At 69.8% G+C, this 13218-nt stretch carries 7 protein-coding genes; 3 read left to right on the top strand and 4 right to left on the bottom strand.

Features of this window, described 5'->3' with window-relative positions; translation table 11 throughout:
• Window positions 1–94 precede the first annotated feature (94 nt).
• Window positions 95–772 (top strand): hypothetical protein, encoded by a 678-nt coding sequence (locus ABZ477_RS17880; RefSeq protein WP_360135959.1) that lies wholly within the window; start codon window positions 95–97, stop codon window positions 770–772.
• Window positions 773–811: 39 nt separating this feature from the next.
• On the opposite strand, the gene ABZ477_RS17875 is transcribed toward ABZ477_RS17880, so the two are convergent.
• On the bottom strand, window positions 812–4243 hold the full coding sequence (locus ABZ477_RS17875) for a BTAD domain-containing putative transcriptional regulator (RefSeq protein ID WP_360135957.1): 3432 nt from the start codon (window positions 4241–4243) through the stop codon (window positions 812–814).
• Between the two features lie 152 nt (window positions 4244–4395).
• On the opposite strand from ABZ477_RS17875, the gene ABZ477_RS17870 reads away from it, so the two are divergent.
• On the top strand, window positions 4396–5118 hold the full coding sequence (locus ABZ477_RS17870; RefSeq protein ID WP_360135955.1) for a hypothetical protein: 723 nt from the start codon (window positions 4396–4398) through the stop codon (window positions 5116–5118).
• 95 nt (window positions 5119–5213) lie between these two features.
• Here the strand turns inward: ABZ477_RS17870 and ABZ477_RS17865 are convergent, their stop codons facing one another.
• The 3 genes from ABZ477_RS17865 to ABZ477_RS17855 form a co-directional block, all read right to left on the bottom strand.
• Complete coding sequence (locus ABZ477_RS17865; protein ID WP_360135953.1) at window positions 5214–8612, bottom strand: BTAD domain-containing putative transcriptional regulator; 3399 nt, start codon at window positions 8610–8612, stop codon at window positions 5214–5216.
• 246 nt (window positions 8613–8858) lie between these two features.
• Window positions 8859–9194, bottom strand: a complete 336-nt coding sequence (locus ABZ477_RS17860) for a peptidase (RefSeq protein WP_360135951.1) — start codon at window positions 9192–9194, stop codon at window positions 8859–8861.
• Window positions 9191–10408, bottom strand: coding sequence for an inorganic phosphate transporter (locus ABZ477_RS17855; protein ID WP_360135949.1), 1218 nt, complete (start codon window positions 10406–10408; stop codon window positions 9191–9193). Before ABZ477_RS17855 ends, ABZ477_RS17860 begins: the two co-directional genes overlap by 4 nt.
• Before the next feature lie 175 nt (window positions 10409–10583).
• On the opposite strand from ABZ477_RS17855, the gene ABZ477_RS17850 reads away from it, so the two are divergent.
• Window positions 10584–12710 (top strand): S9 family peptidase, encoded by a 2127-nt coding sequence (locus tag ABZ477_RS17850; protein ID WP_360135947.1) that lies wholly within the window; start codon window positions 10584–10586, stop codon window positions 12708–12710.
• Window positions 12711–13218: the final 508 nt, after the last annotated feature.

Genomic DNA, 13218 nt, shown 5'->3' with positions numbered 1-13218 from the left:
AACCGGCGGTCCTCGAATGAGACGAGCAGCGCGACGCTGCCCGCAGAACAAGAGAGGACAAGTCATGTCCACGAATCGTCAACACTCCGGCTGGATGAGTCGGCTCGCACTCGCCGCTGCGCTCCTGGCCGCGGGCGGCGTCGTCGGCTGCACCGCGGTTCAGGGGTCGGCCGGGGCGCCGCCTGACGAACCCTCGGAGGCGATCCCGCTGCCCTCGAGCGGCGAACTCGAACCGGGCACCTATCTCGTCACGGGCTACGCCGTCCCGTTCGAGATCACCGTTCCGGATGGATGGGAGTCCTTCGGATGGGGTGTCCTGAAGGCGAACGCCGAGGAATGGGAGGTCTTCGTCAACTTCCTGGAGCCCGACCGCGTCGCGACGGATGGCTGCGCATGGCGGGGCACGCTCGTCGAGATCGAGCCGACACCCGAGGCCTACGCGGCCGCGATGGCGGCTCAGACCTCCACCGAGACCACGTCACCCGTCGAGATCACGATGGGCGAGTATGTCGGCCTCGAATTCCAGTACTCCGTCGAAGAGGACGTGGACATCACGGAATGCACGGTCGACCACATCTGCCTCTTCGCGAATGTCGGCGACTCCGACTGCGGGCGAGTGTACTCGGAGGTCACCGAGCAGGAGACTGAGCGGATCATCGACCTGGAGGGACAGCTGACGATGTTCGCGGTGGGGGAGTTCCAGCCCGTCGATCCGTCGCTCACGGACGAGGCCCAGGCCGTCTTCGACTCCATCACGTTCGTCAGCGACTGAGCGCGAACGGAGGAGCGTGATCGGATGCTGCGTCCTCGGTCAGCCCGGGCGCACAGCATCCGATGGTCCACGACACGCCGGTTCGTAGCGGGTCTCGCCGAATACGTCGGCCCATTCCTCGCGTGTGAGCGCGCGACCCGCGAGATCGCATGCATGCTCGGCCCACGCGGACGGGGAGCCCACCACCAGGGCCGCCGATCCGTCCGGCTGCTCGATCGCGAGAGTCCGCTCCTCGAGCGATTCCGCGCCGGCCGACGAGCCCCTGATGGCTGCGAAGTCGCCGTCCGGCTGCCATTCGATGATCGTGCCATCTGCTCCGGCGGTCAGCAGGCGACCGTCGGAGCGGAAGGCGACACCGTTGACCGCGCCGGTGTGAGCACGAAGTGCGTGGACCTGCCGGCCCGCCCTCGCGTCCCAGATCGTCGCGACGCCGTTCGAGGACGCCGTGGCCAACTCCGAACCATCCGGCGAGAAGGCGGCCGCCATGACGGATGCCGTGTGCGAGAGCGTGCTCCCCGAAGCGTCCGGGTCGTCCAGGTCGATGACTCGGACCCCGTTCACTCCCTGCGAGACGGCGATCGTGCGCCCGTCCGCACTCGCGGCGAGCAGCCCCGAGCCGTCGATCCGGGCGATCGGCCTCGCCGTCGCCACATCGAACACCGAGATCGGTCCGAAGCCGCTTGCGAGCAGCTGCGTCCCGTCCGGCGAGAACTCCACCGTGCCGAACACCTGCAGCTCCGGTGTGATCGTCGGGTTGCTCCCTACCTCCTCCAGGCCGAGAAGGATCGGGTGCGACGGGTCGGCGACCTTCCACACGGCGATGTTGCCGGGCGCCCGATACCAGGGGACGGGGGCGATCGCCGCGACGAGCGAGCCGTCCGGTGAGAAGGCGATGTCCGCGATCGGATACGGGAACCCCGTGTAGCGCGTGCCGGGAGCCGCGGCGTCCGCCATTCTCGGCATCCGGGTCGCGTCCTCGGTGACGTCCAGGATCCGCAGCCCTACCTCGGTGCAGTCGTCGTCCCAGCACTCGCTGTTGGCCCAGCTCACCGCGACGCGGTCGCCGGATGGTGCGAGCTCCGACGCGAGGAAGGAGGTTCCCTCCTCGCTCAGCCCGAGCACCCGTAGGCCCTCGGCGACGTCGAAGACCGCGACATCCTCTTCGCTGTCGATCGTCGTCGCGAGCTCTCCCTGCGGGGTCGCGCTCAGCTGCGTCAGCCTCACGTCATCCGGTGCCCGAACGATCCCGACGGCGAGGGGTCCGCGCTCCAGCACCCGCAGCAGCTCACGCCGCGTCTCGGTCGCGTCGGAGATGCGGATGGCCTCGAGCGCGAGGAGGAGCGCGCGGTCGAATGCGGGCTCGCCGCGCGCCAGCGCCGCGACACGTCGCGCTTCGGCGACTGTCGCCCGCTCGTCCGCGACGCCCGCCTGCACGGCCGCGACGCCGCCCGCGGCGAGGGACGCGACCGCGAGGACCGCAACCGCGCTCGAAAGCCATCGAAGCCGCCGGACGGTGCGCCGCTCGCTCGTGAGTCGACGCTGCGCGTCCGCGAGGCTCTCGACCTCCTGTGCCGACGACGCTGCGAGGAAGTCCGACTCGACGGGCGTGAGGGCGATGTCCGCCGAGTCCCGCCATTCGAGGGCGGCCGACAGACGTGCGCCACGGTAGAGCTCGCTGTCTGGACGACTCATCCCGTCCCAAGCCGTCGCCGCGGTGGCCAGATGCGAGAGGATCCGCTGTCCGTCCACGTCCTCTTCGAGCCATGCGGCCAGTCGCGGCCACGCGCGGGTGAGAGCTTCGTGCGACAGCTCCACGGAGCCGTCGTCGGTCGTCAGGAGTCGCTCCTCGACCAGTTGGCCGAGGACTCGGGCGTGGGCCTCATCGAGCACGACACGGTCCCTCGGGACGCTGCGGGCGACGAGCGGGACACCGGGCGACGACTCGATGAGACGCAGGAGGATCTCGCGGACGAGCTTCTGATCGTGGGCCGACAATCCTACGTAGAGCTGCTCGGCCGTCCGGGCCACCGAACCCTCGATGCCGCCCGACTCCCGATAGCCGTCGACCGTCAGCGTGCGGCCTTCCCGTCGCAGCCAGGTCTGCCGAAGCGAATGCGAGACAAGCGGCAGGGCCCCGCCATGCGCCTCCCGGAGGAGCAGATCGACGAGCCCGGGCTCGAGGAGCAGCCCCGCGCGCCGCGCCGGCTCCTCGATCGCCGCCCGCATGCCCTCCTCCGAGAGCGGACCCAGCATCGTCACGTGACTGCGCAGCACCCCGGAGAACTCGGCGTGCAGCGCGAGGTCTCCCAGACGATCGGCCCGGATCGCGACGATGAGCGGTCCGCGGAAGAGCTGCTCGACCAGGCGACGGAAGAACGCGCTCCGCTCCTCCTCGTCGGCGCACGACACGAGAGCCTGCTCGCACTGATCGACCACGAGGACGTCCGTCGATCGCATCGGGGGCAGCGCGTCGAGGGTCCGGACGGGGTGCGCGCCCGGCGTGACGACGATGACCTCGCGGCCGCGAGCCGTCAGCTGGGCGCCGAGCCCCGCACGCACGTAGGAGGACTTGCCGACGCCCGACGGCCCTGCGACGACGATCACGCCGTGCTCGTCGAGCGCGCGGAGCCCCTCGGCGACCTCGACCTCGCGCCCGAAGTAGTCCTCGGCATCCTCGATTCCGGCGGGTGCGAGCCCGAAGTAGGGACAGTCGGTGCTCGGCGCGTGGAGCACACTCCCGGACAGCAGCGCCGGGTCCTGAGTGAGGACGGCCTGCTCCAGCGCCGCAAGCTCGGCGCATGGATCGAGGCCCAGCTCTGCTGCGAGCAGCGCGCGCCCGCGGCGCACAGTGGCGAGAGCCTCCGACTGCCGCCCCTGCCGGTACTGGGCGAGGGCGAGGATCGCCCATCGGTGCTCTCGGAACGGAGCCTCGGCGACGCGCGCACGTGCGAGCGCGGCCGCCTCCTGGAGGTCCCCCGTCGCGAGCATCGCCTTGAGCAGCAGCTCCTCGGCGCCGAGCCGCCGCTCTTCGAGCCGATCCGAGAGGATCCGGGCAGGCTCCCAGTCCGACAGCTCCACGAAGGCCTGGCCGCGCCAGAGGCCGAGCGCATGAGAGATCGCATGCGCGGCACGGTCGGGCTCGCCGAGATCGAGGAGCTCCGTCCCACGGGCGACCTGTTGCTCGAAGCTCTCGGCATCGATGTCGAGATCCCCGGGCACGAGCCGATACCCGAGCGGCGTCGTCTCGATGCGGGCGGGCTTGATCACCTTGCGCAGCCGCACGATGCAGCCGGCGACGATCTTCGACCACGACGCGGGTGCCTCGTCGCCCCATAGCGCCCGCGTGAGCGACTCGACCGATACCGCCGCGCCGACGCGTGCGACAAGCGCCGCGAGCACGGTTCGATCACGCGGGGCGAGGGGGACTCGACCATCGTCGATCGTCAGCGCCCCCAGAACGCAGACGTTCATGAGCACACTGTGGAACGGCCCGTCGACCTCGTCAAGAGCGCCGATACCGCACCGTTACCGGCGCTCGACGACCCGACGACGGATCGATACCGACGGGTTCTCGAATGGGTCCAGCGGCATCTCCGCCGCTCCATACGAGAAAGGGCATGTCGATGTCCATTCAATCCCGGCGCTTCGGCGCCACTCGTGTCGGCGGATCACGCGGCGGACGTCTCGGTCTCGCGCTCCTGCTATCCGCCGGACTCGTCGCCTGCTCGGCTCCCGAGGAGGAGCCGACGACTGCTTCACCTGAGGACGTCGTCAGCGCGTCGCTCCCGGAGGCCGGCGAGCTCGACGCAGGCACGTACGTCGTCTCGCGGTTCGGCATCCCGTTCGAGATCACCGTCGGCGAGGGATGGCATTCTCTCGACGGCTGGGCGCTCATCAACGGCGTCGCGGGGGAAGAGGGGGCGTTCCTCACCTTCCTCGCGCCATCGTCCGTCCCGACCGACGGGTGCACGTGGCGCGGCGCCCTGGTCGACGTCGATCCCTCGGTGGACGGATTCGTCGCGGCCCTCGCCGCGCAGGCCTCGACGGCGACCACCCCTCCTCAGCCGATCGCCGTGGATGGATACGCCGGCGTCGAGGTCGCCATCAACGTCGAAGACGACGTGGTCATCGACGCCTGCTCCGACAACCGCGTCTGTGTCCACTCGGAATCGCGGACGGATTGCTCGCGGTGGTACGCGCGTCCGACGGAGCGCGAGACCTATCGGGTGATGGACCTCGACGGGGACCGGGTCGTCCTCACGGTCGGAGAATTCGCGCCGACGTCCGAGGCGCTCGCTGAGGAGGCGCAGGCCGTCTTCGACTCGATCACGTTCGTCAGCGACTGAGTGGGCCGATCAGGGCCGAGGGCGGATGCCGGCTTGGTGGCGGCATCCGTCCTCCGTGGTTGAATCTGCCGCTGCGCCGATCGCGCCGGGCGCTTCTACTCCGTCGCTGCGGAGCCAGTCGTGCAGGCCGGGTCGTACGGACGGTCCTCGAACAGCGTTGCCCACTCCTCCTCGGTGAGGCCGCGCCCGGCGACGTCGCAGGCCCGCTCGAGCCACATGTCGGGGTCGGCCGAGATTCCCACGGCGCTGCCGTCGGGTTTGTCGAGCACGAGCGTCCGCTCATCGCGCTCCATCAGGAACTCGTTGCCCTCCGTGATCCAATCGCGGAACGCTGCGGTCCAGTCGTCGAGCACCCAGGTGATGAGGGCTCCATCCGTGCCCGCCGTCACGAGCTCACCGGTCGGTGTGAAGGCCACCGACCGGACGTCGCCCACATGCCCGTCCAGCGATTCCCGGAGGTCTCCCGTTTCGGCGGACCACAGCCAGGCGTGGTGTCCCGCGGTCGTGACCACCTGCGTGCCGTCCGGGGTGAACGCACCGTCGATGACGGCGGCGGGCATCTCCAGGATCCGGGGCGCCGCCGGGTCGGCGAGATCGACGATCCGCGCCGCCGTGCGACCCTCGCGCAACAGGATCGAATCCCCCTCCGGGCTCACGGCGAGAAGTCCTTGCCCGTCGAACTCATCCACGAGTTCTCCGGTCCGCGTGTCGAAGGCGGCTGTCCCGCCGAACCCGCTCGCGTACAGAAGCGAGCCGTCCGGTGAGAACCGCACGCGCCCATACGCGTGCGCCCAATTTCCTGGTCCCGGGTTCGACCCGGCGTGCGGCAGATCCAGCAGCATCGGCGAGTCCGGGGCATCCAGCCGCCAGATCGCGACGTTCTCCGGCTCGTCGACCCACGGGAGCGGTGCGATGACCGCGGCCAGCGTCTGATCGGGTGAGAGCTCGATGTCGATGGCTTCCCAGCTGAACCCGTCCACCAAGGGAAGGCCGGCGGAGACAGGCTCGTCGACTTCGAAGGCGTTCAGATAGGTGGTGTCGCACCACCCGTCGTTCCCGCATACTCCCGTCAGGGCGCTGATGGCGACCCGGTCGCCCGGCAGCTCGACGGCGTCGAGCACCCTGTCCCCGCCGAGGGCGTACCGGTGGATCTGAGCACCCCTGTCCAGGTCGAGGACACGGGCGCTCATGTCCTCGCCCACGACCACGGCCGTCGAGCCGTCGGCGCCGAGGGACATCTGCTGCACGCCCTGATCGCCCGGCATGCGCGTGACGCTCACGATTCGGGGACTGCGCGCCATGACATCCAGAAGCGCTGTCCGGGTCGCGGGAGCATCCCAGAGCCGGATGGCCTCGACGGCGATCAGCAGCGCGCGCTCGTAGTGCGGCTCCGCGGCGGCGATCGCAGCGACCCGGCGCGCATCGTCGACGACCGCGCGCGCGTCGGCCTCTTGGGCCTGAACCGTGGCGACCGCACCGGCGGCGACTGCGACCACGGCGAGCGAAGCCGTCGCTCCGGCGAGCCACCGCAGACGACGCACGGAGCGCATCTCGCGCTGCAGCTGACGCTGCGTCGCGGCGAGGTCGGCCGCTTCTCGATCGATCGAGGCGTCGAGGAAGGCAGCTTCCAGCGGTGAGAGCACTGATCCTGCCGACTCCCGCCACTGCACCGCGGCGCTCAGCCGCGCGCCCCGGTAGAGTTCGCTGTCCGGTCGACCCATGCCGTCCCAGGCGTGTGCAGCGGTGTTGAGGTGGCGCATGATGCGCTGACCCTCGACGTCGTCGGCGAGCCAGTCCCGCAGGCGCGGCCATTCGCGCGCGACTGCTTCGTGCGCGAGCTGGTAAGACTCCTCGTCGCTCGTTATCAGGCGCGCGTCCACCAGCCGGTCCACGACTCGCGTGTGCGCGTCGTCGACGGCTACGGACGCGCGGTCCACGCGCTGGCAGACCACGCCCCCTCCGTCCGACGGCTCGACGAGCCGGAGGAGGATGTCGCGTGACTGCCTGCGACCGTCCTGGGACAGCTCGGCGAACACCTCCTCGGCGGTCTGAGCCACCGCCCCCTCGATCTCGCCCGACGCACGGTAGCCGTCCACGCTCAGCACCCGGCCCTCGCGACGCTCCCAGACCTGGTGCAGCGCGTGCGAGAGCAGCGGCAGATTCCGCCCGTCGGCGTCGCGGATCAGGACCTCCACGAGGCCCGGCTCGAGGATGAGGCCCGCCTGTCGAGCGGGCTTCTCGATGACGGCGCGCAGCCCTTCGTCGCCGAGCGGACCCAGCATCAGCAGGTGCGACTGGATGAGTCCGCCGAAGCCGTGATCGGTGAGATCGCCGAGGCGGTCTGCGCGAACGACCATCATGAGGCTGCCTCGGAACACCATTCGCCCGATTTCCTCGAAGAACCCCCTGATCTCCTCCGGATCCTCATTGGCGAAGGCCTGTTCGCACTGATCCACGATCAGCAGCGACTCGCTGTCGTGCTCTGCGATCTCGCGCAGCGCCTGCAGAGGGCGCTCGCCCGGCGTGAGCACCGTCACGTGCCTGCCACGAGCGGCGAAGTGCGCCGCGATCCCGGCGCGCGCGAACGACGACTTGCCGACTCCTGACGATCCCGACACGATGAGCACGCCGTGTCGTTCGAGCGCCTGCAGCGCATGGTCGAGTTCCTCCTCGCGTCCGAAATAGCGCTCGCCGTCGTCGACGCCGGCGGGCGGGAGGCCGAAGTACGGACACTCCGCGCTCGCGGCCCGGAATCCGGCGGCGCATTCCAGCTCGGGATCCTGCCGCAGGATCGCCTTCTCGAGTGCCGCCAGCTCCGTGCACGGATCCAGGCCGAGCTCTGTAGCCAGCAGCTCTCGTCCGTGGCGGACGGTGGCCAGCGCATCCGCCTGACGCCCCTGGCGGTACTGCGCGAGGGCGAGGATGACCCAGCGGCGCTCGCGCATGGGCGACTCGGCCACCCGCGCCCGCGCCTGCGCGGCTGCTTCCCGCAGCTCGCCGGACTGGAGCCGTGCCTCCAGGATCGACTCCTCGGCGGCGAGACGTATCTCGTCCAGCCGGGACGATTCGATTCGTGCGGGCTCCCAATCGGACAGATCGGCGAACGGCTCCCCCTGCCATAGGGACAGGGCTTCGGACAGCGCGTGGACGGCGCGGTCCGGCTCGCCCAGTTCGAGCAGCTGCGAGCCCCGCGCGACGAGTCGCTCGAACCGCTCGGAGTCGAGGTCGACGCTGTCCGTCGCGAGCCGGTACCCCAGGGACGTGGTCTCGATGCGCGCGGGTGCGATCACCCCGCGCAGCCGCATGATGCACCCACGGACCACGGTGGACCAGGATGCCGGCGGCTCGTCCCCCCACAGCGCGGCGGCCAGTGCCTCGGCCGTGACCGGCATCCCGATGCGGACGGCGAGGGCGGCGAGTACGAGGCGGTCACGTGGGGCGAGCGCGACCCTTCCTTCGTCGAGTGTCGAAGCCCCCAGAACGCGGAGGTCCATGACGCCACTGTGAGACGCGAGCCGTTACGCGTCAAGTGGTCCGATACCGGCCTGATACGCGCTCGACGTCGCGGGTAACAGCCCGATGGGGGATGCTGTCGACAAGGCCGGATCCCGGCGCGTCGGCCCAGGTGCCGGCTGTGCTGTCTCCGCGAGAACGCGCCCGTGTCCTCAACACGGCGCGCCGTGGAGACACAGGCGCGTTCTCGCGAGGCTCGGCGCCGGCTGTGCCGCCGGCATCCGTCCTCAGTGGTTGAAGATGATCAGCAGCAGGCCGCCGAGGACGGCGAGGGCAGCCACGCCGAATGAGGCGTAGGCGGCGACGAGCGCGGAGCGCTTCTGGCCGTCCGTGAGCGGGCTCTTCTTCGCCGCCTTCGCGGCGGCCTTCTCCGCGCGCGCGCGCTCCTTCGGGGTCACGACTGCGATGGCGTCGGTGAAGTCCGCGGGCGCGACGACGGGTGATCGGCCCGCGCGGACGAGGAGGCGGAGGCCGAGCGCGTAGAACCCGACGACGAGGACGGCCGAGATCATCGCCGCGATGAAGACCTGGACGAAGGCGATCCAGTCGATCGTGATGCTCACTTCGAGGCCTCCTTGTCTCGCTGCTGCTGCTCACGCCGGCGGGCGCGGCGGGTCGGCGGAGGATTGCGCTTGACCTTGACGGCCATGCCGGAGTCCGCGACCTCGCTCATGGCGTTCGCGGCATTGACCTCGTCTCGGCGCGAGCGGAGGAAGAGCCCGACGATGATGAGGACGGCGAGGATCGCATCGATGAGGATGCCCCAGCCGCCCAGCCACACGACGACGAGCGCGGCGAGAGCGCCGACAGCGCCCGAGGCGGGGAGGGTCAGCAGCCAGCCGATCATGATGCGGCCGACCGTGCGCCAGCGCACCTTCGATCCGCGGCGGCCGAGACCCGAGCCGATGACGGAGCCGGAGGCGACCTGCGTCGTCGAGAGGGCGAAGCCGAGGGCGCTCGAGGAGAGGATCGTCGAGGCGGTCGACGCCTCGGCGGAGAAGCCCTGCGCCGGCTTGACCTCGGTGAGGCCCTTGCCGAGGGTGCGGATGATGCGCCAGCCGCCCATGTAGGTGCCGAGCGCGATCGTGATGGCGCACGCGAAGATGACCCACGTCTGCGGCTCGGTGCTGGTCTGCCAGCCCACCGTGATGAGCAGGAGCGTGATGATGCCCATCGTCTTCTGCGCGTCGTTCGTGCCGTGCGCGAGGGCGACGAGGGACGAGGTGAAGATCTGACCCCAGCGGAACCCGTCGCGCCCGTCGGGCTTGTTGTCGTACCGGCGCGTGATGACGTAGGCGAGCTTCGTCGCCGTGAAGGCGATGATGCCCGCCGTGAGCGGCGCGATGACGGCCGGCAGGACGACCTTCGAGACCACGACGCTGAAGTTGACGGCGGATGCTCCGACACCCACGATGGTCGCGCCGATCAAGCCGCCGAACAGCGCGTGGGACGAGCTCGACGGGAGGCCGAGCAGCCAGGTCAGCATGTTCCAGGTGATCGCGCCGATGAGGCCCGCGAAGATCACCGCCGGGAAGATCGTCGAGGATATCTGGTCCTCGTTGATGATTCCGCCCGAGATCGTCTTGGCCACCTCGGTGGACAGGAACGCTCCCGCGAGATTGAGCACCGCAGCGAGCAGGACCGCCACCTTGGGCTTCAGCGCCCCCGTCGCGATCGGCGTGGCCATCGCGTTGGCGGTGTCGTGGAACCCGTTGGTGAAGTCGAAGAAGAGTGCCAGTGCGATCACCAGCACCACGAGCAGGGCTGCGGTTTCCACCGTTCGCTTTCCGTAGAGAGAATCAGAATGGGTGCCGACGCTATCGGCGTGCGAACGAACAGTTCAGCGAGGGTTCTTGCTCCGTTTACCGAGCCACGAGGTATCCTCGCACATCCTTCGCCAATCGGATAACCGTCGCGGGCCCGCGCGTGGACGCCTCGGCTAGCGTGAAGAGGTGACTGTCAACGACGCGCCGGGCACGGCATCCTTCGTTCCCCCCACCGCCTCTCGGAACCCTGTCCCGCGGAGCCATCACGGCGACTCGTTCGACGACCCGTACGAGTGGTTCCGGGCCAAGGAGGACGCCGCGGTCATCGCGCATCTGGAGTCCGAGAACGCCTACACCGAGTCGCGCACGGCCCACCTCGCGGGGCTGCGCGAGCGCATCTTCGACGAGATCAAGGGCCGCACGCTCGAGACCGACCTCTCGGTGCCGAGCCGCGAGGGCGACTGGTGGTACTACGGCCGCACGATCGAGGGCAAGCAGTACGGCATCCAGTGCCGCGCCCCCCTCGCGTCGCCCGAGGACTGGACGCCGCCCGAGCTCGCGCCCGACATCGAGGTCCCGGGCGAGCAGATCCTGCTGGACGGCAACGTCGAGGCCGAAGGGCACGAGTTCTTCTCGCTGGGAAGCTTCGAGGTCTCCAAGGACGGCCGGCTCATGCTCTACGGAGTGGATGTCGCGGGTGACGAGCGCTACACGATCCGCGTGCGCGATCTCACCTCGGGAGAGCAGCTGCCCGACGTCATCGAGGGCACCTTCGCGGGAGCCACCTTCTCCCCCGACGGCCGCTCGATCGTCTACAGCACCGTCGACGACGCCTGGCGTCCCGACACCCTGTGGCTGCACGAGCTGGGGACGCCCGTCGAGGACGACGCCAAGCTCTTCCACGAGCCCGACGAGCGCTACTGGGTCGGCGCCGGCTTCACGCGCAGCGACCGCTATCTGGTCATCGGGCTCGGGTCGTCGATCACGTCCGAGGAATGGCTGCTGGATGCCGACGACCTGCGCGGCGAGGCGCGCGTCGTGTGGCCGCGGAACGAGGGCGTCGAGTACGAGGTGAACCACGCCGTCGTCGACGGCGAGGACGTCCTCTACATCGTCCACAACGACGGAGCCCTGGACTTCGAGATGGTGCGGGTGGCAGCATCCGACCCCTCCGGTGCTCGTGAGGTCGTCATCGCGCACGAGCCCGGGAGGCGGCTGCTGGGTCTGTCGACGTTCCGGGACTGGGGTGTCGTCGCCTACCGCCGAGGCGGTCTCGCGCGTCTCGGGCTGCTCGACTACGGCACCGGCGCGGTCGACGAGCTCCAGTTCGACGAGCCGCTCTACGCCGTCGGCGGCGGCGGCAACCCGGAGTGGGCCCCTCCCCTGCTGCGGCTCGGCTACGGGTCGTTCGTCACCCCGGGGACTGTCTACGACTACGAGCTCGCGACGGGTGAGCTCCTGCTGCGCAAGCGCCAGCCGGTGCTCGGAGGCTACGACCCCTCCGACTACTCGCAGGCGCGCGTGTGGGCGACGGCGCAGGACGGCACCCAGATCCCGATCTCGCTCGTGTGGAAGCGGTCGTTCGGCGACGCCGGGGCGGCGCCCCGCCCCGTGCACCTGTACGGCTACGGGTCGTACGAGCACTCGATCGAGCCGGGCTTCTCGGTCGCGCGGCTGTCGGAGCTCGACCGGGGCGTCGTCTTCGCCGTCGCGCATGTGCGGGGCGGCGGCGAGATGGGCCGGCAGTGGTACGAGGACGGCAAGCTCCTCAACAAGCGCAACACCTTCACCGACTTCGTCGACTGCGCGCTGCACCTCGTCGACAACGGATACACGACTCCCGGGTTGCTCGTAGCCGAGGGCGGCTCCGCCGGCGGGCTGCTGATGGGTGCCGTCGCGAACCTCGCGCCCGAGCTCTTCGCCGGGATCCTCGCCGACGTCCCGTTCGTCGACGCCTTGACGACGATCCTCGACCCCTCGCTGCCGCTCACGGTCATCGAGTGGGACGAGTGGGGCGACCCGCTGCACAACGCCGAGGTCTACGCGTACATGAAGTCGTACTCGCCGTACGAGAACGTGCGGACGGATGCTGTCTACCCCCGCATCCTCGCCGTCACGTCGCTCAACGACACCCGCGTGCTCTACGTCGAGCCGGCGAAGTGGGTCGCGCGCCTGCGCGAGGTCGGCGCCGACGCCCTGCTCAAGTGCGAGATGGTCGCCGGACACGGCGGCGTCTCCGGCCGCTACAACGCCTGGCGCGAGCGGGCGTTCGAGCTCGCCTGGCTGCTCGACGTCCTCGGCCTCGCCGACTGAGGGGTCCGGGATGCCGCGGGTTGCGGCATCCCGTCGGTCCTCGGTGGCCGGCCCGACCTGCATATCCCTTTCGCAGCCGCGCCCACCCGCGTCCTCGTCAGTCCGTGCATCCCATGCCGTGTCTCACAACGCGCGGGTTGCGGCATCCGGAATGCGCACTTTCTGCGACACGCGCAGATTCGTGTCACACAACGCGCGGGTCGGGTCGGCCGCAACCCACGTGTCGTGTGACACGGCATGGTTGAGGTCTCCTCACCAGGAACACACTCGCTCTTCGCAGTCCACATCCACGCAGCTGCGTGGTTCGGCTACGTCGCGGTGGCGTGTGCTGGGTGGATGACACGCGCCCATGCCCTGCCGGCATCACTGACTGGCACAGTATTCACCGTCGCCGCGGCCAGAGCTGAGGGAGTGGGAGCCTGACCCGGTTTCCCGGACGGTTCTTGTGTGTTGATCATGCCGCGACTTCGGCGGCGGTGTGAAGGTCTTCGAACTCGGCGGGGCTGAG

The organism is Microbacterium sp. NPDC019599 (assembly GCF_040632175.1).
Classification (GTDB): Bacteria; Actinomycetota; Actinomycetes; order Actinomycetales; family Microbacteriaceae; genus Microbacterium.
This window is presented reverse-complemented; position numbering and strand designations above follow the sequence as displayed.

Excerpts from the sequence above, each read along its gene's own strand:
- ABZ477_RS17880 (WP_360135959.1), top strand. The coding sequence starts at position 95 with ATGAGTCGGCTCGCACTCGCCGCTGCGCTCCTGGCCGCGGGCGGCGTC.
- ABZ477_RS17875 (WP_360135957.1), bottom strand. The coding sequence starts at position 4,243 with ATGAACGTCTGCGTTCTGGGGGCGCTGACGATCGACGATGGTCGAGTC.
- ABZ477_RS17870 (WP_360135955.1), top strand. The coding sequence starts at position 4,396 with ATGTCCATTCAATCCCGGCGCTTCGGCGCCACTCGTGTCGGCGGATCA.
- ABZ477_RS17865 (WP_360135953.1), bottom strand. The coding sequence starts at position 8,612 with ATGGACCTCCGCGTTCTGGGGGCTTCGACACTCGACGAAGGAAGGGTC.